The sequence below is a fragment of the Pandoraea captiosa genome (genome assembly GCF_902459775.1).
GTDB lineage: Bacteria > Pseudomonadota > Gammaproteobacteria > Burkholderiales > Burkholderiaceae > Pandoraea > Pandoraea captiosa.
Genome location: NZ_CABPSQ010000002.1, coordinates 644,796 through 669,624 on the forward strand (window position 1 = coordinate 644,796; position 24,829 = coordinate 669,624).

19 protein-coding genes and 2 pseudogenes are annotated in these 24,829 nt (G+C 57.8%); 13 read left to right on the plus strand and 8 right to left on the minus strand.

From position 1 onward, the window contains the following. Positions 1 to 44: 44 nt before the first annotated feature. Both PCA31118_RS08155 and PCA31118_RS26990 read right to left on the minus strand, forming a co-directional pair. Positions 45 to 569 (minus strand): TlpA disulfide reductase family protein, encoded by a 525-nt coding sequence (locus PCA31118_RS08155; protein ID WP_150624674.1) that lies wholly within the window; start codon positions 567 to 569, stop codon positions 45 to 47. A 57-nt stretch (positions 570 to 626) separates the two neighbouring features. After that, entirely contained in the window at positions 627 to 1,331 is a 705-nt protein-coding gene (locus tag PCA31118_RS26990) for a thioredoxin domain-containing protein (protein ID WP_174990386.1), read from the minus strand. 79 nt (positions 1,332 to 1,410) lie between these two features. Here PCA31118_RS26990 and PCA31118_RS08165 point away from each other — a divergent pair, with 79 nt between their 5' ends. Continuing rightward, entirely contained in the window at positions 1,411 to 1,950 is a 540-nt protein-coding gene (locus tag PCA31118_RS08165; RefSeq protein WP_246190131.1) for a hypothetical protein, read from the plus strand. 304 nt (positions 1,951 to 2,254) lie between these two features. Then, positions 2,255 to 3,823 carry a hypothetical protein gene (locus PCA31118_RS08170; RefSeq protein ID WP_150624678.1) on the plus strand — a complete coding sequence of 523 codons (1,569 nt, stop codon included), beginning with the start codon at positions 2,255 to 2,257 and terminating at the stop codon, positions 3,821 to 3,823. On the opposite strand, the pseudogene PCA31118_RS08175 reads toward PCA31118_RS08170, so the two are convergent. Continuing rightward, positions 3,783 to 4,436 (minus strand): annotated as a pseudogene (locus tag PCA31118_RS08175) (ATP-binding protein); the annotation flags it as partial. The gene PCA31118_RS08170 and the pseudogene PCA31118_RS08175 sit on opposite strands and share 41 nt — an antisense overlap. Before the next feature lie 183 nt (positions 4,437 to 4,619). Between PCA31118_RS08175 and PCA31118_RS08180 the strand changes: the two are divergent. From PCA31118_RS08180 to PCA31118_RS08200, 6 genes and pseudogenes are all read left to right on the plus strand, one after another. Next, positions 4,620 to 5,246, plus strand: coding sequence for a TnsA endonuclease N-terminal domain-containing protein (locus PCA31118_RS08180; RefSeq protein WP_246190132.1), 627 nt, complete (start codon positions 4,620 to 4,622; stop codon positions 5,244 to 5,246). Further along, complete coding sequence (locus PCA31118_RS08185; RefSeq protein WP_150624682.1) at positions 5,239 to 7,176, plus strand: Mu transposase C-terminal domain-containing protein; 1,938 nt, start codon at positions 5,239 to 5,241, stop codon at positions 7,174 to 7,176. Before PCA31118_RS08180 ends, PCA31118_RS08185 begins: the two co-directional genes overlap by 8 nt. Then, positions 7,173 to 8,066 (plus strand): TniB family NTP-binding protein, encoded by an 894-nt coding sequence (locus PCA31118_RS08190; RefSeq protein WP_150624684.1) that lies wholly within the window; start codon positions 7,173 to 7,175, stop codon positions 8,064 to 8,066. The genes PCA31118_RS08185 and PCA31118_RS08190 overlap by 4 nt, the downstream gene beginning before the upstream one ends. 8 nt (positions 8,067 to 8,074) lie before the next feature. After that, a pseudogene (locus tag PCA31118_RS27635) lies at positions 8,075 to 8,479 on the plus strand (TniQ family protein); the annotation flags it as partial. A 177-nt stretch (positions 8,480 to 8,656) separates the two neighbouring features. Further along, positions 8,657 to 9,133, plus strand: coding sequence for a hypothetical protein (locus PCA31118_RS27345; protein WP_246190133.1), 477 nt, complete (start codon positions 8,657 to 8,659; stop codon positions 9,131 to 9,133). 674 nt (positions 9,134 to 9,807) lie between these two features. Next, complete coding sequence (locus PCA31118_RS08200; RefSeq protein WP_150624688.1) at positions 9,808 to 10,569, plus strand: hypothetical protein; 762 nt, start codon at positions 9,808 to 9,810, stop codon at positions 10,567 to 10,569. A gap of 12 nt (positions 10,570 to 10,581) precedes the next feature. Here PCA31118_RS08200 and PCA31118_RS08205 read toward each other — a convergent pair whose 3' ends face one another. Continuing rightward, on the minus strand, positions 10,582 to 11,154 hold the full coding sequence (locus PCA31118_RS08205) for a hypothetical protein (protein WP_150624689.1): 573 nt from the start codon (positions 11,152 to 11,154) through the stop codon (positions 10,582 to 10,584). Between the two features lie 302 nt (positions 11,155 to 11,456). On the opposite strand from PCA31118_RS08205, the gene PCA31118_RS08210 reads away from it, so the two are divergent. The 5 genes from PCA31118_RS08210 (at position 11,457) to PCA31118_RS08230 (ending at position 17,462) form a co-directional block, all read left to right on the plus strand. Beyond that, positions 11,457 to 12,608 carry an ImmA/IrrE family metallo-endopeptidase gene (locus PCA31118_RS08210; protein ID WP_150624691.1) on the plus strand — a complete coding sequence of 384 codons (1,152 nt, stop codon included), beginning with the start codon at positions 11,457 to 11,459 and terminating at the stop codon, positions 12,606 to 12,608. 20 nt (positions 12,609 to 12,628) lie between these two features. Next, complete coding sequence (locus PCA31118_RS08215) at positions 12,629 to 13,108, plus strand: hypothetical protein (protein WP_217431252.1); 480 nt, start codon at positions 12,629 to 12,631, stop codon at positions 13,106 to 13,108. Between the two features lie 789 nt (positions 13,109 to 13,897). Then, positions 13,898 to 15,679 carry a hypothetical protein gene (locus tag PCA31118_RS08220; RefSeq protein WP_150624694.1) on the plus strand — a complete coding sequence of 594 codons (1,782 nt, stop codon included), beginning with the start codon at positions 13,898 to 13,900 and terminating at the stop codon, positions 15,677 to 15,679. Positions 15,680 to 15,788: 109 nt separating this feature from the next. Continuing rightward, the gene (locus PCA31118_RS08225) at positions 15,789 to 16,265 is read left to right on the plus strand and encodes a hypothetical protein (protein ID WP_150624696.1); all 477 of its coding nucleotides are present in this window, start codon (positions 15,789 to 15,791) and stop codon (positions 16,263 to 16,265) included. Between the two features lie 76 nt (positions 16,266 to 16,341). Beyond that, positions 16,342 to 17,462, plus strand: a protein-coding gene (locus PCA31118_RS08230) for an IS3 family transposase (protein ID WP_150624698.1) whose coding sequence is annotated in 2 segments (ribosomal slippage) — positions 16,342 to 16,600 and positions 16,600 to 17,462 — 1,122 coding nt in all. Because the reading frame shifts where the segments join, the coding sequence is not laid out codon by codon here. 702 nt (positions 17,463 to 18,164) lie between these two features. Here the strand turns inward: PCA31118_RS08230 and PCA31118_RS08235 are convergent. The 4 genes from PCA31118_RS08235 to PCA31118_RS08250 all read right to left on the minus strand — a co-directional run bounded on the left by PCA31118_RS08235 (position 18,165) and on the right by PCA31118_RS08250 (position 24,825). Further along, positions 18,165 to 19,106: a MurR/RpiR family transcriptional regulator gene (locus PCA31118_RS08235; RefSeq protein WP_150624700.1), complete on the minus strand. Its 942-nt coding sequence runs from the start codon at positions 19,104 to 19,106 to the stop codon at positions 18,165 to 18,167. Next, on the minus strand, positions 19,107 to 19,928 hold the full coding sequence (locus PCA31118_RS08240) for a DUF2971 domain-containing protein (protein ID WP_150624702.1): 822 nt from the start codon (positions 19,926 to 19,928) through the stop codon (positions 19,107 to 19,109). It lies immediately after the preceding gene. A gap of 308 nt (positions 19,929 to 20,236) precedes the next feature. Next, positions 20,237 to 21,700, minus strand: coding sequence for an efflux transporter outer membrane subunit (locus PCA31118_RS08245; protein ID WP_150624704.1), 1,464 nt, complete (start codon positions 21,698 to 21,700; stop codon positions 20,237 to 20,239). Next, entirely contained in the window at positions 21,697 to 24,825 is a 3,129-nt protein-coding gene (locus PCA31118_RS08250; protein WP_150624706.1) for an efflux RND transporter permease subunit, read from the minus strand. Before PCA31118_RS08250 ends, PCA31118_RS08245 begins: the two co-directional genes overlap by 4 nt. Positions 24,826 to 24,829: the final 4 nt, after the last annotated feature.

The following is a 24,829-nucleotide window of genomic DNA, read 5'->3' on the forward strand; positions in this document are numbered from 1 at the left end:
ATCGGATAACGTCGGACACTCGGCTCGGGCCGAAGGCCCGGGCGTCAGGCCTGCTTCGCCAGTGCCGTCTCGATGAGCTTGTTCAGTTCCGCGTATTCCGGCTCGCCGACGTATTGCTTGAGGACCTTGCCGTTACGGTCCACGACGAAGGTCGTCGGCGTGAGTTGAACGTTGCCGTACTGCTTGGCGACGCTGCCGTCCGAATCCATGGCGACCTTGAACGGCAACTGGCGCGTCTGCGCGTAGTTCATCACGTACATCGGCGGATCGTAGCTCATGGCGACTGCGACGAACTCCAGTCCCTGTCCCTTGTACTTCTCGTACGTCTTCACCATCGTCGGCATTTCCTTCATGCACGTGACGCAGCTCGTCGCCCAGAAGTTGACCAGATAGACCTTGCCCTTGAGTTGGTCCGGCCCCAGTTTTTGGCCCGAGAGCAGGGTGAACGTGGCTTCCGGCGCGCGCTTCTGGCCAGCGAAAGTGAAATACGCGGCGATGGCCACGGCGGCAATGATCGCAATGGCGATGAGCTTGCCCAGAGGAGATTTGCGGGAGGTCGTAGCGCTCATGACACAGCCGTGTGAGGTTGGGAGGATGACGAGTCGACGTCGATTCTACTCTGAATCTCAGCGTGTCGTGGCGTCGCCCGACGGGGGCATACGCGTGCGGCCACGGGCGATGGCGTCGTCGAGATAGGCGCCGTAGAAGTCGGGCAGGCCGGCGCCGATCAACGGATCGGCAACCGGGCGTCCCTGGGTATCGAGGAACAAAACGGTCGGCGAAACCTTGACGCCGTGGGCACGTGCCCAGGCGACGCCGGTCGTTGTCGCGTTGTCGAAATCCCGTATCGGCGTCGTGCTGTCCATGCCGATTTCGCGGACTTCATATTTGCCGCTACGCACCAATGGCGCCAGTTCACGCTGACGAATCGGCCCGCAATAGACGCAGTCGCGAAGCGACACCAGCACGATCAGCGGGACACCGAGCGACGCTGCGCGACGGGCATGTGCTGCGAAGTCCGTGGCGACGGGAACGGCAGCCTGCTGCCGCGCTGCGGTGCCGCTGTCGAGCGGTGCGGCGGTGACGCCCTCGCGCGGATACGTGATGCCGGTTGCCTGGGCCACGGTGAGCGTCGGCGCCTTGGCGCGAGCGGCGCCCGTCTCAGTCGCGCCAACGGCTGCGCCCGACACGCCGGCGCCGATGAGGCATGCGAACGCTACGGCAGCGCGCGTGCGGGGGCGTTGACGGGAGATTGCACGGGCGAGAGCGGGTGTCATGCGCTCGATGATACCGGGTGCTGCGAAGGTTGCGGGAACTGCCGTCGTCCCCATTGCCAGTTTTTCCTGCTGCAACCGATGGCGGATAATGGCGGCTTCCCCATCCCCGAATCTGCCGGTCCTCGTTATGTCCATGAATCGCGTCGTCCGTGTCTGCGCAATGCTCGTTGCAACGGTAGTGCTTGCTGCCTGTTCGCCCCGCTACGACTGGCGTGAGGTCCACGACAAGGATGGGGCGTACGCGGTGACCTATCCCGCCAAACCGACGCAGGACGCGCGTGAGGTGAAGTTCGCTTCCGGACCGTTACCGATGCGCATGCAGGCGGCGCGCGTGGATGCGGCGCTTTTCGCCGTCGGCGTGGTCACGCTACCCAGCGATGACGCGACGTTGCGCCAGACGGTCGTCGACGAATTGCAGCACGGCTTGCTCGCCAACGTGAACGAGAGCGCTGCGACGCCGTCGCAGGTGATGGTGCGTCAGGCGGGCGACGCGCCCGCGCTTCCCGGATTGGCGGTCTCGGCGCAGGGTGTCGCGGGCGACAAGGCCGAGCGCTACGTTTTCGCGCGTTTCGTCGGACGCGGCAATCATGTCTATCAGATTGTCGTCATGGCGACGAAAGCGCCGGGCAAGGAACAGGTCGACCAGTTTCTCGATTCGTTTACGCTGGAGTAGGCGGTTACCGTCGACGGATGTGGGCTGGTGTTGGTTGGTGGCCGACATCGCGGAGATCCGCCGTGAAGGCCGTTCGGCGCGCGTGCCCCCTCGGGTTTGAGCGTTCTGTGCAAGATTGTCACGCCGACTCATGCGAGTTTTGCTGCATGTCCCGAGCCGACGCCTAACCCGCATGCAACGCCATATCGTCCGATGACGTCGCCGCGTTCTCCTGCCAACGCCCATGTACGAACTTCTCTCGCTGCTGACCCGGGGTCAGCCTGACGCGGGTCGCCGGGGACCTTCGGCGATCGGCCGGACCCACATGTCGCAGATGTCGCGGATGTCGCGGGTGTCGCAACTCGGCAATGAAGCGCCTGGCGGACCGAGCGCGTTCGTCGGCGAACTTCGCGATGTTCGACAGGCCGGCGCTTCGAGCGCGCTCTCGTTGCACGACGTTGCCGTGTCGCGATGGCGTGGTGTCGAGACGAGACCGCATTGGGGCCGCACGCTCGGCGCTGCCAGTTCACCCGTTTCGCTGGTCTCGCCGGTTTCGCGGGTCACGCCGGTCGCCGCGCCCGCTGGCTTACAACCCATCACGCCGGAGTTGATCTGCATGCTGATGGTCATGGGTCGGGAGCAACTGCGTCGGTCTGGCGGACTTGCGACGATTGCCGAGAATCATCGTGTTTCCTTCGAGGCGTTACGCGCCCACGTCGATGAGAATGCCGATCTGACCGACCAGGGAACGCGTCTGCTGGCCGCGTTCATCGAGTCCGTCGAATCCACATCGTCCAACGGTACGTTGCGAGACAGTCTCACGACGTCGCCCGTCGAAATCATGCATACGCCTGATGTCACGGCAGGCCGCACGCCTTCTAATGCCCCACATCAGGAACGCGCGGATGTGCGAGCTTTGAGCGTCTCGTGCAACGCGCCGCGTTTCACTTCAGCCGAGACGTCCGGTCGCGGCGACGCGTCGATGCCCACCGGGTCAGCGGAAACGCTCGCCGCGCCGCTGCATGACAGGGGCGTCGTCGCATTCTTGCAAGCAGCGGCCGCGGCGCCCGCCGGCACGCTCAATGTCGAGCAGCAAGAAGCGCTGGCGGCGCGGTGCCACGTCTCGTACAAGACGGTGAAACGCTATTTGCGTGTTGACGGCACGTTGTCCGTGACTGGCGAAATCAAGCTCAAGCTTGGAAGCATTGCGACGACAGGCCGAATGTCGGCCGACATCTTGCGGGCGCTCCTGGCGTTGGGACCCCAACGCATTGGACAAGCCGGTGGGCGCAAGGCGATGGCGAGGATCTTCAATATTTCGCCACTCTCGTTGAAACACTGGCTCGAAGCGAGTGGCCATCTCACACCCCGGGCGTACGCCCGCCTCCTTGCGTCTGCGAGGCCCCGTCGCGTGGTCGACGCCGATCTCCTTCGCCAGGTGAATACGCACATTCGACAGTCGGGCGGCGCCAAGGTTGATCTGCGTATGCTGGCCGACGCATACGGCGTGCCGTTCACGTCGTTGCGCCAATACTTCAACGACGACGGCAACTTGAGTTCGCGCGCAAAGTGCATGCTTCGGGAAAAGGCATTCCCGCCGAAGAAACTCGTGACCCAAGACATTCTGTGCGAAATACAGGCGCTTGGTCGAACGGGTATCCGAAGCGCGGGCGGGCTGACCGGTCTCGCCGAAAGGTACGATGTCGCTTACGGATCGTTGAAGAGCTTCATCCGCGCGGACGGGACGCTGACGCCTTTGGGCGAATACCGGCTCGGCGTAGTGCCAGCGCAATACGCACCCTACGTGTCGCCGACAGCGGCAAGGGCGGCAAAGCTGCGATGGCGACATCATCTCAGGACATGGCTATCTCGCGATATTGAACAGCCTCGGTGATCTCCGGTACGTCGATCGCGTCGCGCTCTGCGAGATCGGCGATGGTACGCGCCACCCGCAACACTCGGTGATAGGTGCGCGCGGACCAATGATGCTGAGTGACAGCGCGGTGCAGGATTGCCTTCGCTTCGGGACTTAACGGACATTGGGTTTCCAGCGCGCGGTTCGACAGACTGCAATTCAACTGGCCCTGACGCGAGAACTGCCTCGCCTGCGCCTGTGCCACGCGTTTGGCAACCTCGGCGCTACGTTCGCCGCACGCGGGGGCCGCAAACGTCTCGGCACTCAGCGCCGGTACTTCCACGTGCAAGTCGATCCGGTCGAGCAACGGGCCGGAGAGTCGGTTGCGATACCTCGCGACGGCGTCGCCGCTACACCGGCAAGTTCGCAATGGATGCCCCAGATCACCGCAAGGGCAGGGATTCATCGCCGCGACCAGTTGGAAGGCCGCAGGGAACGTGGCGTGTCCGCCAGCGCGGGAGATCGTCACGTGACCGAGTTCCAGCGGCTCGCGTAATACCTCGAGCACCCTGCGTTGAAACTCGGGCAACTCGTCAAGAAAAAGTACCCCCCGATGCGCGAGACTGATCTCTCCGGGACGCGGCGTGCTGCCCCTGTAAGATCTCGAATGAAATGCGACAGATCGGACCTATAAGCCTTATTCTACGGTTGAATCAGGCGAAATTTCTGCGACAAAATTTTTGAATTAATTGCGACTAGGCCTACAATGAGTGGAAATAGATGCGACTATCCTACCGTAAAGCAAAAACGGCGCATCGGGCCGACGCGCAGAAGTGTGTCCGGCGTCTACATGTTTCGCGGTTTGTCTGCGATCCAATACGAGTCGACATTGGAGCGCGATTTCTTAATCCGAATGGCGCATCTGCGTGACGTGCTCGATGTTGTGCCGCAACCGGTGGAGGTTCCTTTTCTGGAGCCGCTGGGCCGCCCGAACATCTATACGCCTGATTTCCTCGTCTATTACCGCGCTGGTTTTCCCAACCTTGATAACTACCGAAAACCATTGCTGGTCGAGGTCAAACCCGGTGAAGCGTGGCGTGCGCATTGGCGTTCGTGGTCGGGGAAGTGGAAGGCGGCACGCCGATATGCCCACGAGCACGGTTGGCGCTTTCAGATCTTCGATGAATCTAGGATCCGCGATCAGACGCTACTGAATATTCGGTTCCTCGAACGGTTTGAACGGTTGATGTTCGATGAAACCGAATCGGCCTGGATCGTGAGCAATCTCGCTGCAGTGGGAGCGGCGCCTTTTCATTACCTGGTAGCGCGTCACTTCATGGGGGACGACCGTGCAATAGGTATCGCCCACATTTGGCACCTTCTTTGGGCCGGTCGCATTGAATGTGATATGAGCATGCCGCTCAGCGAACATACAGAACTGTGGGTGCCTGAGCATGAATGACAACGACCAAATCGACGACTACGGCTCAGCCTATTTGCCAAGTCGTCAACGCGTGAACCTAGATGTAGGGGCGTTTGTTCAGCGTGAGAACAGCGTGTTCAAGATCACGCAGATCCTGGACTTCGAGTCGGCGATTGGAGTGGACGTTGAGACCGGCCGTAGCAGCGCGCTGCGAATAGATCAACTGCGCCCGGTCTCTGACGTAGACCGTTCTCCGGCTGGGAGCGCGGATTTGGACGCAATTGCCGACGAAGACTGGCGTGTCGCGGAATCGCGGTTTGCCGCGATCAAACCCATCGTGGACGGAGAAGTGGTCGGTCGTGAGGCCTTCATACGCCGTGCAGCAGAGGTGGGAGTTGACGTCAGCTCCTTGTATCGGTGGTGGAATCTATACAAACCGTTTGGACTTGTGTCCGCGCTCATCCCGCGCGCGCGCGGATGGAAACCGGGTAAGAGCCGAATCTCTCCCCTGGCCGAGACGGTGGTCGCAGAGGTGTTGCGGGACTTCTATCTAACGGATCAACGCCGCACACCGAGCAAGACGATCACCGAGATCCAGCGGCGTTGTCTTGCCGTTGGGATTCAGGCACCAAGCGACTCTGCGATTCGCCTCAGAATCGGACGGCTCAGTGAGCGCGAGAAACTTCGTCGGCGTGGATATGCTGAGAAGGCGAGGAATAGATTTCTTCCTACCGCCGGTAAGTTTCCCGGCGCTGATTACCCGCTGGCCGTCATACAGATTGATCACACGCCGGCAGACATCATCCTTGTCGATGATGTACACCGCAAACCGATCGGTCGGCCGTGGATTACTTTGGCGATCGACGTCTTCAGCCGCATGGTGACCGGCTACTACCTTTCATTTGACCCGCCTTCGGAGGCGTCGGTCGCAATGTGCGTCGCCCATTCGATCTTGCCGAAGGAAGATTGGCTTGCGTTGCACAACGTCGACGCGCAATGGCCGGTGTGGGGGCTGCCGAAGAAGATCCACGTTGATAATGGTGCCGATTTCCGATCAAACAACTTCCAGAAGTCGTGCCTGCAATACGCCATCAATCTGGAATTCCGACCGGTCAAGCAGCCTCGCTACGGCGGCCACATCGAACGTTTGCTGGGTACCGTGCTTAGAGAAATCCACGACCTCCCCGGGACCACGTTCTCGTCGGTCAAAGAGCGCGACGGCTACGACTCGGAAAAGCGGGCAGTCATGACCAAGTCGGAGTTTGAGGAGTGGCTCGTCGGGCTGATCTGTAAGATTTATCACGGCCGTAAACATAGTGCGCTGATGATGTCGCCGCTGCGGAAATGGGAAATTGGTGTGCTGGGCAACGGCGATGTGTTGGGCGTTGGGATGCAGCCGCGCCCGACAGACAGGCATACGGTGTTGCTCGACTTCTTGCCATCGTTCCATCGTACCGTTCAGACGTTCGGCACCACCGTCGACAATGTGGAGTATTACTCGGAAGCGCTGCGTCCTTGGATCAATGCTGTGAACGCGGAGACAGGCAAAAAGCAGAAATTCATTTTCAGGCGAGACCCTCGAGATATCAGCGCGCTCTGGTTTTACGATCCGGCCTTGAAGCAGTATTTCAAGGTGCCCTACGCCGATCTGTCGCTACCTTCCATGAGCATCTGGGAATACGCGCAGGTGACTGCGCAGATCAAGAAAGACGGCTCGGATGGATCTGATCCAGCGCAGATTTTGCGTGCCGTCGGTGAGTTGCGCACTAAAGTCGATAAGGCATCGGAGAACACCAAGATCGCGCGACGGCAGGCACAGCGGCGCAAGGAGCATGAGCGAAAGATTTCTCCGGCTGACCCGTTGAGGGCGAAGTCAGTGTCAGCGCCCACGGCGCCTGAACCTACGCTCGCGCGCCCGATACTCGAGGCTCTGTCCGGAGATGTGACCGAGTTTGGTGAAATTGAATGAGCAACAACTATTCACACGTTCGTCCCGAGTTTCAACACGTTTTGGCGCTCTCCGATGCAGAGCGACTGGCGTACCTCGACATGCCGCGCTGGATCGGATACACGGCGGCACAGAGGCTACTCGACAACTTGCAGAGTCTGCTTGCTAAGCCGCAGCGCCCGAGAATGCCCAGTCTGCTAATTGTGGGTGACTCAAACAACGGAAAAACTACGATCGTTCGGCGCTTCTTGGAGACGTGTGGCAAGGGCTACGTGACCGAGGAAATGGAGGCTGTCAAGCCGGTGATCTTGGCCGAGGCACCTCCGAGCGCGGATGAAAAGGGACTGTATATCTCGATCTTGGAGCAGTTCTTCGCGACTTATCGCGCTTCCGATCCTACGGCGAAACTGCGCTATCAGGTCATTCACATGTTCCGGACTTGCCACGTTCGCATGCTGGTGATCGATGAGTTTCACTCCATGCTTACGGGATCTGCGATCAAGCAGCGTGAGGTTATGAATGCGATCAAGCTGCTGTGCAACGAGCTTGCGATTCCGATTGTGGGCGTCGGTACCCGGGAGGCGGTGCGAGTACTCCACACGGATCCACAACACGCAAGCCGATTTGATGTGTTCCCCTTGCCCATCTGGTCGCTTGATAAGGAATTCCAGCGTTTGTTGCTCAGCTTTGAGCGCACATTGCCACTGAAGGAGGCCTCGAACCTTTCAGAGCCAGAACGAGCAACGTTGCTGCATACCATTTGCAATGGAAATTTGGGCAACCTTCACAGACTGCTGGTGGAGTGCTCGCAAGAGGCGATCAAATCCGGCACCGAGCGCATCGACGACAAGATTATCAAGTCCAAAGCGTGGATGCGGCCGACTCAGGGGGTACGTCACATATCTGTGTGACGCACGGTATGTTTGAGCATTTTCCGCCGTTGTCGGACGAGCTTCTTTCTTCGTGGCTTGTAAGGCGTGCGCTTGCCTCGGGTTGCGAGCCGATCGTTGTCACTTCGTCGTTTTGGCCTGGCCTCAGAGTCTGGGCGCGAGATTTGGACAGAGGCACTCTACCCGTGCCATGCGGCCTGCCATCGCAACACAGGGAGACATACGAGAAGTTGACCCTTCGGAGTATCGGTGAGCGGATCGTAGGTGGCTCGGAATTACCGCGCGCTGTTTGGCCTTGGGTGCTTGCCGCAGGATGTAGGGGCGCTCGGCGGTTGGGCGGTATTCAGTTCTGTCCGGAGTGCATGAGCACGGTACGAGACCCATATTTCGGGCGCAAAGGGCGGCTCGCTTGGCGCACAGGGTGTGAGTTCCACCAATGCTCACTATGGGATAGGTGCTGGTCATGTGGTCGTGCTCCTGAGCCACATCGCTTACGTGCTCAAGATGAACATCAAGCCATATGTGCCTTTTGCCATGCTGACTTGCGCTCGGCTCCCCGGGTGCCTTTGAGCGCAGGTGCTGCGAGATTCCAAGCATGGTGCAATGCCTCGATGGATTCTGGACATGCGCGATTCGGTGAGCTTAGCCTGCCGCCATGTGATGCGCTGGCTCTGGCCCGGTTCATCGTGTTTCTAATCCGAGCCGGGATGCGCACGCGGCATGCCGGCCTCATCGAGTTCCTGGCGCGCATGGATATCGACGTTCACGATGTGCATGCGCCCGTGTCGGCGCTGCCGATCGAACTGCTTGGAACCCGTGATCGAATCGATCTGTTTGCCCGGGCTATGAGTATTCTTGATCGGGGCGCAGCCGATTTCCGGCGTGAAGCGCAGCAACTATCGTTGACTGTCGGATGTTTCCGCTTGGCGACGCATCATCCGCCAGCTTGTTTTGACAGTATCGTCGGCACCCTGCCTGACGCAAGACCCCATGTGCGGGTGCGATCAGGCCAAAGAACGCAGCGTCGGCGAGGTCGTGGGTCCGTCGAAACGATGTGTGCCCGATTGCAGAGAAGATCAAAACTGTGATGACGTCCACCGATCACTTAACGATAGTGACATGTGATTGCTGCGGCCGATCCGTGTCCAAGATTCATCGCCGGCACAAAGCGACTGGGTACTGTGCGGCGTGCTACGCGCGAGAGTTCAAGCGACGCATGTGCCCCTGCTGCGGAAATTTCAAACGACTTCCAAACGATCTGGGCGCGGTATGCCTGACCTGTCAGAACGCAGCGCCCTGTGCCCGATGCGGCGAAACGGGGCGCCCCGTGGGCCTGCTCACACAGTATGGGCCGGTGTGTAATAGCTGCCGACCGCACTTTATTGAGCCGCGACCGTGCGGCGAGTGCGGTGATCTTTCAACGCGGCTGTCTCGCGTGACACGTTTGGGAATCGATGTCCCCGTGTGTCCATCCTGTGCGCAGCAGGACCACGCGGCCTGCTCGGCTTGCCGCCGCCATAGGCGTCTCTTCGACGATGGTGCTGGCCGCATGCTTTGCCGGCGCTGCCGAAACGTCGGAGAGTCACCGTGCCCGAAATGTGCCGCCCCAATGCCTGCTGGGCGGGTGAGCGAATGCGAAGCGTGCTATTGGACGGGCTTGCTTGAACGACGCTCGAAGATCTGCCAGGCATCCTTCGCGACGGTGGCCTGTCAAAGGCTATGGGAGGAATTTGTCGCTTGGCTGGCCTGTCGTATTGGGCCCATGAAGGCTAGCCAAACCATGAGGCGATATTTAGAGTTCTTCGCGGTGATTGAGCAACGTTGGGCTGACGTGCCAAGTTACGACGTACTGTTGGTTAATTTCGGTGCCGCGGCTCTGCGCAGGGTGGCCCTGCCGATGACTTGGCTCGCGGAGACGCGGAGAATTACGGTGGATGCGTCGGCACGTGAGGCGGATAGCGAGAAACGCCGGATTGATGCGCTGTTGAGCGCGATGCCCGTCACTTCGGTCGGAGGGGTGGCCCTCGCGGCCTATCACCGGAAGTTGCAACTGAAGGTTGTTGCTGGGGCGACCACAGTTCGCTCGAATCGTCTCGCACTGACCCCTGCACTTGCGCTGCTGTCTACCGTCGATGCCGAGGGGCGCTCCCTGCCAACGCAAGCCGCACTGGTGAAGTACCTTAGCCAGTCGCCAGGGCAAGTGGCCGCAGTCACGGGGTTTGTACGATTTCTCAACGCCGAGCATGGCACCTCGCTGAACGTAAGAATCGATGAGTCCGTGCTGCGCGCTCATCGTCGACGTGTCAGAGAAAAGGTGTTGCTTGCCCTGGCCAAGCGCGCCGTCGACTCGCCGGAATTTGAGCTGGAGTGGATCCGCGCGGGCTTGGCCTACTTTCACGACCACGTGAAGCCGGGCGGCAGTGTGGTGAGAAGTCCGGATGGCAGTGGGTTTAGCGTGTCCGTTGGCGACAATTATCTATGGATCCCGTCTTGGGCGCGCTTCACCCCGACTGGCAAAGGCTAGAGCGAGGCTTCGTTACTCGCGATCACCCAGAACCAGGAACGGCGATCCGTGGAAATCGAGCTGCTGCAACTCCATGTGACGGTGATCGATCTTGGCAATCGTGGCCGAGTATGTCGTTCCGCTGGCAATGAGTTGAGCTGGGCTCGGAATCGGGGATCCTAAAAGCGTTGCGACCTCGTAAGGGTTCCTCGCTTTACCTTCGGTAACCAGTGATGTGGCAAGGGACTTGACGTCTGCTGCGGTGGTAAGGATTTTCTTGCCCTTCACGGACCAGGTCCCAGCCCAAGCTAGCTGATACTCGATGCGGTTGGGCTTCTTGTCCTTGTCTAGCCAAGAGAGTGACATTTTTCCTGTGGAATTGAAGTGCCCGTTTTGGAAGTACTCGCTTTGCCCATCGAAATCAGTGGCGATGCCATCCTGATCGACGTGATGCGATGTATTTTTCCAACGACCGACAAATTCAGTGCCGTGCCCGCCATCGCCGAAATTTTGTTCGATGAAACTCCAAATGTTTGTAAGGTTTGCCATGACTGCCATAGCGCCAATCAGAAAGGCGGTCAGCCCGGCCAAGAGTTTCTTCGTCATGATCATCCGTAAGAAGTTGCTGGGGTGTCATTCTCGCGCGAGTTTCCGGTGGACAATGTGGATATTGATCCGCTTTCACTTGCGTAACCCGCTAGCGAAAGCACCGCCAGATGGATGGAGGGCCGATGTGCAGTGACACTTTCGGGAGAAGTGGGCTCGGTGAAGCGAACCATTGATAGGCCTCGGTAGTACCGTTTTTCCGCTCGGCTGAACGAGTGCGCCCGCCTCGCTCGGGCAGACATAAAATTTGCAGAAACCGTGAGTTTGCGCAAAATCGCAAACTCACATATCATCGCCTCATCATGAAGATTGAACCGAACGATTACAAGACCCCTGGCCAGTTCATTGACGCGCTCTTGGAGGAGCGTGGATGGCACAAGCGCGTGCTTGCGATCATTTTGGGCATCGACGATAGCGGGGTGAATCGCATCGTTTCCGACAAGCGCGCGGTGGATGCGCCTTTGGCGATTGCACTGGAAGAGATTTTCTCAGTCCCAGCCGATGTGTTCCTGGATCTTCAGAAATCGTACGATTTGGCGCGTGCGCGCATCACGGCGCGCCCCGACCCGAAGCGGGCAACCCGCGCGCAGCTCTTTGGCGGCTTGCCGGTCACGGAGATGATCAAGCGTGGATGGTTGGATGCGGAAAATCCCCGCGACGTGCCGGCCGTGGAAAAGGCGATGTCGAAGTTCTTTAAGGTCGAATCGGCGTCGGAGATCGAGTTCCTGCCCCACGCGGCCAAGAAAACCGAGGTCCTTGGCACGGCCACGGCGGTGCAGATGGCTTGGTTGTATCGCGTGCGTGAGATCGCCGCTGAGATGTTGGTGCCGAAATATACGCAACAAGGCGGGCGCAAGGCTGTCGAGAAGCTGTCGACGCTGCTTGCGGCGGCTGAAGAGGTGCGTCATGTCCCGCGAATCTTGGCGGAATGCGGCATCCGTTTTGTCATCGTTGAGTCGCTGACTGGGGCAAAAATCGACGGCGTTTGCATGTGGCTGAATGAGCACTCGCCGGTGATCGGAATGTCCATTCGCCACGACCGAATCGACAATTTCTGGTTCGTGCTCCGCCATGAGCTCGAGCATGTGCTCCAGGGGCACGGCAAGGACACGCGTCAGGTCATTCTTGATGCCGAGCTCGAAGGTGAGCGCGCTGGCACCGGAGATTCCGTGTCGGAGGAGGAGCGAGTGGCGAACGCCGCAGCCGCGGAATTCTGCGTCCCTCGGAAGAAGCTTGAGGCCTTCATCGCGAGAAAGGCCCCCTTCTTTGCTGAGCGGGATTTGCTCGGATTCGCCAAAACGATCAACGTGCATCCTGGCCTGATCGCTGGCCAGTTGCAGCACAAGACCGGGCGCTATGACCGCTTCAGGTCGCACCTGTCAAAGGTTCGTTCGATAGTGGCACCGTCCGCTATCGTCGATGGCTGGGGCGATGTCGCTCCAGTTGGTTTGTAGCCCGTTGAAAGGAGTGTCTAGTGACGAAAAGTGAGGAGATGCTGCGGCTGATCCGTCGATATAAGGAGACGACTGGCGAAACTGAGGTAGATATGAACAAGGTCGCTAAATTCGCTCATGCGAACGGGTGGCCTGTTCCGAAACCGAAGGATCCCATGGCACTGCTGGCTCGAGAGTTTACACAGGCCGCGCGTCAGGAGTTTCGCAAGGATGCCAAGACTGGCCGGCCGTATCGAGTCAACCATGCCCTGTATCAGACGCACGGTACGCAGCAGATGGTTTTGTGGGTTGACATCGACGAAGCCACGCGGCCGCAGATGCACAAGTCGCTCATCAATCGTCGCGAGCAGATGATTGGCGATGGTCTGCAACTGACGTTGGACAGCGACCATTGGAACAGCATCCATCCGGAAGAAGAGCCGATCACTATCCCGATGGACTTCACGGAAGACATCGAGTGGAGAAAGAACGCACCGGACGAAGAAGACGAAGCGGCATGAAAAAGGCCCACAATGTTTGCAGCATTGTGAGCCTCTGAAAATGCAAAGCTCAAAGACTCCATGAGCTGTGCATCTTGATACTACGGTGCATTGGAAGTGCAGCCGAATGATAGGTGTTGCTGTTTACGCCCGTCAAGTCAAGTTACAAGTTGGAGTCGCATTTTGGAGGAATCCAACATGCACGAAGACGGCGAACAAGTCATCTACAGGATGACCATCACCGTGAAGGGCCGGAAGATCCGGCGCCCGAACGGACAGCCCTTCCGGATTGTGATTCGTAACAAACGGAAGAAGTAACCTGTGTGCAGAAGCATCCATCGCGACTCCTGTCGCGGAGGATGCTTTGATGCGTACTGGCCAGTCGCACATCGGCCTCAGTTGCGCACATCCCAGGTTTCGCTGCTCATCACATTTCCCTTTGAGTCTCGTTGTTCGACGGTTTCGGTGATTCGAAACCCTCGGATGGCTACGTGTACCGTCCGCTTAACGCTACCGACAACGACGTCGTTAGCGTCACGTACGGAGTATTCGTCGATGTCGGTCTCCTGTAGCGCCCCCTCTGGATAAGAGCGCTCCAGGTTCAGAGTTTCGCCATCAGAGAGTTGCAATTTGACTCGCCAGTCTATGCGTTCCCTTTCGTGAGTAAATGTGTCGAGATCACTTTACTTGATTGGAGGCTGAGCGCAAGCGTGTATGTTCCGCTGCCACATCACGCCATTGCGTTGAATGTGATGGCCGATCACTGACCGACGAGGCGGGTGAATGGCGTTGTAGGCGCTTAACAAATTAATGCACATCGCACCTGATCAAATATACCCGCGTGATGAAGTCGTTCGGGCTGACTTCGTTCTCAAGCTCGGGCCTGGCGACTGGCTGGCCTGGTGGTACTGCGGCATCCGGAAGAATTACTTCGACAACGCCCAACCATTGGTGCTGGTCGATTTCCGGCAGTTGGTGAACGGCAAAGTAAGTGGCAACAGCGTGCTATGGCCCGTGCCCATTGCGCTCTTGTCGAAATTCAGCGTTGGTAGCATCTGGAACGACGGGGAAAGCCGGCAGCACGTAGGGTATCCGGTCAAAGAGTTTGATGTCTCGTACGACGAGGGGGGATGGTGCGTATCCTCATTCGAAGAAGCATTTGACTCCGGAGCGAAACCACCCTATCCGATAGGCATACACCGGTTGAGCAACACGTACGACAAGAACAAATTGCTGATGTTCGACCTCGTTCAGGGCGGCAAGCTCGTGGTGCCATGTTTGGAGTTTTACTCACGGTGCTACGGACGATCCTCAAACCTGCGTAGGCTTCTGGCTGCGGATCCATGGCAGGATTGGCAAAGCCCATCGAGTAAATTCTATGCGCCGCTTGGTGAGCCCGAGGAGCCTGACGTTTGGAAGGTAAAGCTGCGTCGTCAGATGGCCAATGGGGATGTGATTTTTCTTGCACACGCAAAGTACGACGAGTACACGGCGCGCGCGGCACGCAGTATCAACAGTCAGATTCAAGCTCAGTTTCAGCCATCGAAGGCGTCAATCGCATTTATTGACGTTATGCCATGGCACCGTGGCCGAGCGAGACTCAAAGTGGCCGGGATTCCGTTCGGTGACGACGGCTCTTTCCTCGCGCTGAACATTGTCGGTGGGTCGGAACCGGGTGGGGCACCGCTGCACCGATTGCGCGACACGATTGACGCGAGTAAGAGTGGTGCAGAGGGTCTTGGCGGCTTTCCCATCGGTGGGCGCCGGCAGGTCCTCTCTCCCGACATTGTGCACGTCACCGCCGACGATTCACCGGACGGTGGGGCGGAGACCGTTGAGGTGTGGGATACAGCGTTCGAAGTGCTGGGTACCTCTCGGGTTGTTCACGATAGTCGGCATCGCAAGACGGCGCGTTTGGCGGTCCCCTTTGCTACCGCAGAGTCCCCTCACCAATATGCGGCAGGCGATTCGCATGGCGGCGGCAAGGGGATCGGACATTTATCGGTCGTCCCATTGATGGACGTGCCGCCGAATGGTGTACTTAGAGACACGTGGAGTGCGCTCCTGCACTTGCAGAAGAAGTATGTCATCGAGAGTGTTGAGTGGTACTCGATTGAGCATGGGTTTCAATCCCAGGGGGAGCCGAAGCTCATTCCGCTCTGCGCGGTACCCGACGATGTCGCCATGCGTAAAAGCGATCGAAATTGGGTCTATATCGATAGGCAGCTTCGAAGCATTCTCCTTGCGAGCGTGGTCGTGAGAGGTCTTCGCGTGTGCTTCTTGGAGATCGAGCGCAAGATGACGGCTCGAAAAATTCGCCCGGATCTCTACGTTGAGCGAGAGGAGGCGTTGCGCGGGATGGTGTACGTGCCTAAATCAGCGGATGCCTTGACAGCGTGGGTCGCTCACATGCGCGAGAGAATTCCGGTAGAACGAGGGATCATCAGGAACCTGGAGAGCACTACCTTTGGGTGGTGCAAAGCATTCAAGCACAAACCCTCTGAAGCACCCCAGGTTGCCGGTGAAGCATCCCTACTTTCGGGGCTCGAGAAGTTAGGCGTCTCCCTGAAGTTGAGGAAGGCTGCTTCGTAAGTCCTTTATGAAGGTGCCAGATGCGGATTGGGGCCGTTTCGATTGCTCTGGCTAGCAATGAGGGGAACTGTTCGTCTGATCGAGTGACTAGTAAGGTCAACTCTTATTGATGGGGGTAGCGGTGAGTCCAAATTTTGAACGCTTGAAAGAACACATTCTCTCCCTTTCGCAGGCTTCGACCTTTGAAGCGGCGAGGTCAGAATGGGTACTCGAATCCATCGAGGTCAGTGAGGAGTTTGATTCATGCCCGTGCGGACAGGAGATCAAGGAGCACTGCTACCTGCGCAATAAGGTTACGGGGAAGATGACCTATGTGGGCAACGTTTGTGTCAACAACTTTATCGGGATCGACACCGGAAACCTATTTGATGGCCTACGCCGTATCAAGAGCGACATCAACGCGAACGCCAATTTGGCTGTAATCGAATATGCGGAATCCAAGGGCTACCTGTTCGACAAGGAACCCGCGTTTCTCCGTTCAACGGCACGTAAACGGAACTTGTCGGCAGGGCAGAAGAGTTGGAAGGAGAAGATCAACCGGCGCATCATCAATGGAACGGTCGTGAGGCGCAGGACGGTGCGATGAGGACTGCGTGCGACGTCTCCCCCAATTTGAGTAGCACGGCGATTTGGAGTCCAATCACGTAGTCAGGAGATTGGACATGAAGAAGCGATTCACCGAAGAACAGATCATTGGTTTCTTGCGCGAGGCCGAAGCGGGTTTGCCGATTAAGGAGCTCTGCCGTCGGCACGGTTTCTCGGAGGCGAGCTACTACCTGTGGCGCAGCAAGTTCGGGGGCATGAGTGTGCCCGACGCCAAGCGTCTGAAGGAGCTGGAGGCCGAAAATGCCCGGCTTAAGAAATTGCTGGCCGAGTCGATGCTGGAAAACGAGGTCACGCGCGAGGCGTTGCGAAAAAAGTGGTGAGCGCACCGGCCCGCCGAGAGCTGGTGCGCCATATGACCGACAGTGGCTTGAGTGAGCGCCGAGCCCTGCGGATAATCGGCATGAGCGCCAGCGCATATCGTTATGAGCCCGCGCCGGATCGCAATCAGGCCCTGCGAGAGCAGATCGTCGCGCTGGCCCAGCGACATCGCCGCTACGGCTCGGGAATGATCTACCTGAAACTGCGGCAGTCCGGCATGCCAGTCAACCACAAGCGAGTCGAGCGACTGTATGCCGAAGAGAAGTTGCAGGTGCGCCGGCGCAAGCGAAAGAAGGTGCCGGTCTCAGATCGTCAACCGCTGGTGCGACCGTCGGCGGCTAATCAGGTTTGGTCGATGGACTTCGTGTTTGACCGAACGGCGGAAGGTCGTGTGATCAAGAATCTGCCGGTGGTCGACGATGCCACACATGAGGCCGTGGCCATCGTTCCGGAGCGGGCGATTGGCGGACTGGCGCTGCCGCGCATTCTGGACCGCGTAGCGTTGCATCGCGGTTTGCCGCAGGTGATTCGTACCGATAACGGCAAGGAATTCTGTGGTCGTGCCATGCTGAGCTGGGCGCATGGGCGAGGCGTGAAATTATTTCTGATCGAGCCAGGCAAGCCGAACCAGAATGCCTACATTGAATCGTTTAACGGACGACTTCGGGATGAATGCCTGAACGAACACTGGTTCACCAGTCTGACTCACGCCAAGGTTGTGATCGAAGCCTGGCGGCGGGAGTACAACGAAGAGCGACCGAAGAAATCACTGGGTGGATTAACGCCAGCGACCTACGCCCGGAATCTGGCGGAAAAACAGTTACATCAACCCTCGGACTCTAAAGCCCGACGCTACTGAAGACGGCGGGACGTCGGCTGGTCGCCAATTTTCCACCCCATTGCCTCCAGCAGCGATTCCGGCAATGGGAGCCACAGTTCGTCAGGGGCATCGCGAGCATCTGCGAGGGTCAGTCGAAACCGCAGCCTGCTCCCTATTGGGGAGGGCAAATGTTTGAGTAGGATGTCGCGGAGTTCCGAATCATCTTCGGGAGGTGTCAGCCAACCTGCACATATGGTTTCCGAGTAGTCGCACCAAGCCCGCACAACATCATCATCTGTTGCCTCTAGGCCTTCCGATGCAGCGCACTTAAATAAACGCTTAACATCTGCGGCAAACTCTGTGGCAAGCGCAATCCGTTCTCTCAGGGGCTTCGGCATGTTCATGTGTGAGGTCGTTACATTCCGGAGGGAGCTCCGCTGCACCCGCATCCGGTGCAATTGCGCACAGCGGCAGCCCGCGCAGACGTCGATCGCTTTAGACTCTGCAGTGGATGAGATGAGTTTGACTCTCGCTCGAATCGCTCGTCAAGGCCCCTAGGAAACGGGCTTAAGCTCCGATGGCTTCGAGCGTAGGTCGACCTGCATCCTTCACTTGGCGGACGAGGTAATTTATCGGCACGGCAAGCGTGCGTGTGGCGTGGGAATCCCAGGCAAAATCGGCGACAACCCGGCTATTACACGCTTGATCCTGGCAAACACGGTAGGCTCCTAATTTGCATACCTAACTCGAACGCTCAGGTGCGCGTTTTCTTTGCCTCACTTTCTCGACACGTTGCAGCCGACGCTTCGGTCGAGGCATCAAGAAAAGTTCGAGCTCTTTGAAGTGCTGGTCACGCACTTCCAGAGCACGCAGCGCATGTTCACCGCATTCCGCTGCTGCCAGTGCAGCCAGGGCTTCGACAGCAGCGACGGAGGATGTCATCGAATGAAAAAACGACGGGCTCTCGATGCCGACAATGACGGCCACATTTGCGTTTTTCGCCAGTGGTGACACCACGCTGTCCGTTATTGCAACCTGATAGCAGCCAAGCTCTCGGGTGATTTCCGCTAGCCGTAGCGTTTCACGCGTGTAAGGGTGAACACTGATTCCGACTAACACGTCAGCGTCGCCAGCACCGGCCAGCCGATCAATGCCGGTTCCTCCAGGACCCTCGAGCATTCGAACGTCAAGACCAATCAACTCAAGGAGGTGGCTCAGATGAAACGCTACGGCGTAGCTAGGTCGCAGCCCCACGACGTAGATGCGCCTAGCAGAGGCAATTCGCTTGGCTGCGGCCACCAGGGCGGGCAACGAGGAGGCCGAGCCGAGCGCATCGACGTGCCTCGCCGCTGACTCAACAAACTTGACGGCAATCCCCGCTTGACCCTTAGCCCGATGCCCCGCGATCTGTTCCTTTGCCCGCGAGGCAACCCCAGTTGACTGGCGCCGGACGCTCTCGGCATGAACTGCTCGAATTTCGTCATAGCCCGCATAGTCTAGCCTTTGCGCGAGCCTAATCATCGTAGCCGGAGGCACACCCGCCCGCTTCGCCTGCTCGCGCATGGAAAGCAAAGCAACGTCCTCAGGATTGTCGATCACGAAGCGCGCAGCCGCTTGCAACTGCGCGGGCATTGTCGCGAACGCTTGTTCGATCTCATCTGCGAGGGGAGAACGTGGTTTCACCTAACACCTCACTACGCGAAGGCCAACGTTTGGCAAAAATTCAATCATCTTTCTCTCCACGTGTGGGGCGAATTCTGCCAACGCCATTTCTACTGCGGCGCGTGCGACGGGGCTCATCCGGAAGCCAAATATCACCTCCTTGATTGCGTCCGGTGGCACTTTGAATAAATGGATCGGTATCCCGTTCGGGCCCGCTAACACTTCATGGGCTTGGAGAAGATACTTAATGACTCGCCATTCGTTTTCGTAGCTCCAGCACTCCGCCTTGGTGAAAAATAGCTCCTTTGAAAAACCAATCTTCCCCGGCTCTACATAAGCGACCGGCGGCGTGTTCGTGTACGTGACCCTCACCAGTTCGCCGCAATGCTTTGGCTCACCCTGTGCCGGGCGGAAGAAGTTGCTCTCGGAATCGAAGCCAACGGCAAGCCCACTATACTTATCGGCATAATGGGACCACATCGGTGCGCTGCCTGGATCTGTCGTCAATGACAGAACTCCGATGTTCGGATTGGTGACGCTCATGAACATATGGAAGTGCTCACGCGCCTTTGCCTGGGGCCTCATCAAGCTCTCGAGTATCTTTGCGGCCAACGCCACTCTAGTGCGTATTTCAGCGAGAGGAACATTTGGGTGCTCCTGCTGAAAGAGTGAGATGGCCGACTCAAGGTCGCGACGCGGTACGTTCTGCGCGCAACCGTCCGGGTCTCTAAGGCGAATCTCGGGGATCAACTCAAGTGGGTCCGCCAGGGCGCTTGGTGGCGTGAAACGAAGTTTGAAGTTCGTAAAGAACCTCGCTGTTGGCATGTACTTGTATATCAGCATTTCGGTAAATATTCGTAGTAGCCAACTGCATAGGGTGCAAGTTGCTACGCGACGGCGGCCACCATCCTTCGGCCATGGTGCCGGATTAAGGCCCGACATGGGCAAGGCCTCAATCCGGCCTTGGACTAACCGCACAAAGTAGCGACATCAAGGCGATGGCGCTGACTCTCGCGGTTACCTAGTCCAAAATGTTGCCCGACGATCCGAGCACGTGGCCCCTCTCCTCGCGAATCGCAATCCGGCACATCGACGTAAAGTCGAGCCCCTGCAAACGATCCGGCAATTACTTCAGGGAAACGCAGCGCTCACTAATCGAAATCCGAACTGCCAACTTCGGAGGCATGATCCCGGTTTCTCCAGTCACCGCCTAACGCCTTGTAAAGCGTCAAGATATTCTCTTGCTTGGCTAAGCGAGTCGAGATCCACAGTTGCTGCGCGGAGAACATAGTTCGCTGGGCGTCAAGTACCGAAAGGTAATTGTCAACGCCACCGTCATACCGCGCTTGGGTTAACGCAAAAGCCGAACGTGTAGCGTCTACTCGGATGCGCTGAGCATCCAGTCGCTCCCGGAGCTTTTCCCGAGCGGACAACGCATCAGCCACTTCCCGAAAAGCAGTCTGGATAGCATGTTCATAGTTTGCGATTGCAATCTTCTGGTCAGCCTTCGCCACGTCCAGGTTCGCTTGCAGCCTCCCACCAGCGAAGATTGGCACGCTAATCTGTGGCATAAACGTCCAAACGCGATTCGCCGCTACAAATAGATCGCCTAGCGATGCACTCGCCTGCCCTATGCCACCGGTCAAAGTGATCTCTGGAAAAAAAGCGGCACGTGCGGCGCCGATGTTTGCGTCGGCACCGCGTAGCAAGTGTTCTGCCGCGATGATGTCTGGCCTGCGTTCAAGCAGGTCTGATGGCAGCCCGGCCGGTAGCTCTTGGATTGCCAACATTGACTCAAGTGGCGCGTGCGGGAGCAGCTCCGGAGGCAACGCCTGGCCAACAAGTAGATCGAGCGCATGCCGATTGGTAGCGTAAGTTGTTTCCAACGCCAGCCTCTCATCGCGCACGGCCTGCAACTCCGCCTGAGCCTGCTTCAACGCCACGTCCGAGTCACTCCCTGTCTCAAATAGCTGACGCTGAATTTCGTAAGAAAGTTGTCGACCGTGCTCTGTGTCTCTCGCTAGAGCGAGTTGCTCGTCTGTCGCAGCGAGTTGCAGGTATGCATTTGCCACTTCAGCGATCAATCCGATTTTGGTCGCCCGCTGGACCTCTACCGTTGACAGATACTGCTGCAGCGCCGCGTCTTTCAGGCTACGAATTCGTCCGAAGAGGTCCAACTCCCACGCCGAGGTTCCAAACCCGATTTCATAGGCGTGGGAGGTCGTTGTATATCCCGTCACAGAGACCGAAGCAGGCGTACGCTCGCTGGTCGCTGAGAAGCCAACGCCCATGTTGGGAAGCAAGTCTGCGCGACGTATTTGATACTGCGCGCGCGCTTTGAGAATGTTTAGCGCGGCCACACGCAAATCCCGGTTGTTGTCGAGTGCGAGGCTAATCACTTGGCGCATGCCGCTATCCGCAACAAGATGCTGCCACGACACGTCGACCACGGTCGCGGGCCCGTTGCTCACTGCGGAATGATCGTCGAACTCCCATTTTTTCGGGACCGGTAACGGCGGCGATTCGAATGCCGGCGCAAGCGTATGAGCACAACCAGCAAACTGCAAGCAAAGTGCGACACTCAACGCGCTTAAAGAGACTCGTTCGATTCTCATGCCGAAGCCTCCGCGTGACGTACATCGGATTTTTTCTTCGGTTTGCTAAAGCGCGACGTCACGACAACGTAGAACAAGGGAATGAAGAATATGGCAAGGAAGGTGGCCATCGCCATGCCGCCGATAACACCGGTTCCAATAGCATGTTTGCTGCCCGAACCAGCCCCACTAGAGATCGCCAAAGGAATCACGCCCATCGTGAACGCCAGAGACGTCATGATGATCGGACGCAGACGGAGTCGAGATGCCTCAATTGCTGCGTCGATGAGACTGCGGCCTTCATTTTCGTAAAGATCTTTTGCAAACTCGACGATCAGGATAGCGTTCTTTGCGCTCAAGCCGACCGTGGTCAGTAAACCAATCTGGAAAAATGCATCATTTTCCAAGCCGCGCAGAAGGGTCGCAATTACGGTGCCGAGCACGCCTAGTGGAATCACGAGCAGCACGGCAAACGGCACCGACCAACTCTCATACAGGGCCGCGAGACATAAGAACACTGCGATGATCGACAGCACGTAGAGCGCTGGGGCCTGCGAACCCGACAGCCGCTCTTCATACGACGACCCAGTCCATGCAACACTCACGCCGGAAGGAAGATTTGCGGCGATCTCCTGCACTGCGCGCATCGCATCTCCAGAACTGAAACCAGGTGCGGGTTGACCAAGTAGTTCCACCGCCGGTAAACCGTTATAGCGTTCGAGCTTGGGCGAGCCGTATGTCCACTCACCGGTGGCAAATGTGGCAAACGAAACCATGTCGCCTGCTTTGTTGCGCACATACCATTTGCTGAAATCCTCCGGAGTGATACGTGATGCCGGCACGCCTTGCACATAGACACGCTTAACCCGATCTCGGTCGATGAAATCATTGACGTACGATGAGCCCCACGCTGCGGACATCGTGGAATTGATGTCAGCGATGGTGACACCATATGCGCGTGCTTTTTCGTCATCGATCAAGACGCGATATTGAGGTTCGTCATCTTTCCCGTTGGGTCTCACCAGACTAAGCTCACGACGTTTCGCGGCCTCTGCCAAAAATTTCGCACGCGCCTCCATCAGGTGCTCATGTCCCTTGCCGCTAGCATCCTGCAAAAATAAATCGAAGCCGGTTGCGTTTCCCAGCTCCATGATTGCAGGAGGTAGAAAGGCGAGCGCTACCGCAGATCTGATCTGACCGAAGCGCTTCATTGCCTTGCGTTGTAGCTCGGCCGCCGTCAACTTACGGTTCTCCCACGGCTTGAGCATCACGAAGGCCATTCCAGAGTTCTGCCCTCGTCCGGAAAAACTAAAGCCATTCACTGCGAACACTGCGCTGACGGTTTCGTGTTCATCAACTAGGAGGTAGTCAGACATTTCCTTCAGTACCTTGTCGGTCTGTTCTGCGGTACTGTTCTTGGGTAGCTCTACTTGCGTAACGATAAATCCCTGATCTTCGTCGGGTAGAAAGGACGTCGGCATAAGCGGAAACAGCAAGCCGAGAGCAACTACAATGCCCACGAACGCGAGCATGTAACGACCACGTCCACGGAGCACGCGCGCCACTCCCCGCTCATACCTATCGGCACTTCGATCGAACGTTCGGTTAAACCACCCGAAGAATCCGCGCTTCTCGTGCTCATCAAACACCGGCTTTAGTAACGTCGCACATAGTGCCGGGGTAAAGACAAGGGCGACCAGCACCGATAGCGCCATCGCTGTGACGATGGTGATTGAGAATTGACGGTAAATCACGCCAATCGACCCACCGAAGAATGCCATCGGCACAAAAACCGCCGAGAGCACCAGCCCGATTCCAACCAACGCACCAGAAATTTGGTCCATCGACTTCCGCGACGCTTCTACTGGCGACAGTCCCTCCCGGGCCATCAGGCGTTCGACGTTCTCGACGACAACGATTGCGTCGTCCACCAGGAGGCCAATGGCGAGCACCAAGCCGAACATCGTCAAAATGTTGACCGTAAAGCCGCAGGCCTTCATCACGCCAAATGTACCTAGCAGTACGACCGGTACCGCTAGAGTGGGAATCAACGTTGCACGCCAGTTCTGTAGAAACAGATACATGATGATAAAGACCAGCACGATGGCCTCAATCAGCGTGTGAACTACGCCTTTGATTGATTCACTGACGACAGGGGCGGTGTCATAGGGGTAAACAACTTTTACCCCAGCCGGAAGCGTTGGCTCGATTTGCTTGAGCGTTTCCCGAACCGCCTTAACTGCATCAAGCGTGTTCCCCCCGGAAACCAGACGAAGTGCGATACCGGCACTTGGCTTCCCGTTGTACATAGCACTAATGGAATAGTCATCCGCACCGAGCTTCACGTCTGCCACATCACGCAAGCGCACCTGTGAGCCGTCCGCATTCACTTTCAGCAGGATGTCTCCAAACTGCTTCGGCGTTTGGAGCAGAGACTTCCCAATCACTGTAGCGTTGATCTCGACCTTGCCTGAGCTTGGTCGCCCACCGAGTTGTCCAGACGAGACCTGAACGTTTTGCTCCTGAATTGACGTGATCACGTCGCTTGGCATCAGCTTGTAGCTATCAAGCTTGGCAGGGTCGAGCCAAACGCGCATCGCGTTCTGAGCGCCCAGCACCATGAAGTCGCCGACACCAGGCGTTCGCGTGATCGGGTCCTGGAGTTGAGACACCACCAAGTCGCCAAGTGCATAGTTGTCTAGTCGACCGTCCTCGGAAACAAGCGCGGCAACCAGCATGAAGTTCAGCTTGTACTTGACGACTCGAAGCCCAAGCTTCTGCACGGCTTCCGGCAACATTGGCGTCGCCAATGACAGTTTGTTTTGTACCTGTACCTGCGCTGTATCGGGGTCAACGCTCTGCTCAAAGGTCACGATAATAGTGACGCTACCGTCGGTGTTGCTTTCCGAGCGGACATAGCGGAGGCCATCCAGCCCATTCATCTGCTGTTCAATAACCTGTGTGACCGTGTCCTGCACTGTTTGTGCAGAGGCGCCAGGATAGCTCGCGATAATGCCAATGGCGGGAGGAGCAATGTTGGGATATTGATTCACGGGCATGCTCGCTACTGCAAGCGAGCCCGCGATGATGATTACGATTGCGATGACCCACGCGAAAATAGGCCTGTCGATAAAGAATCTAGACATGTGA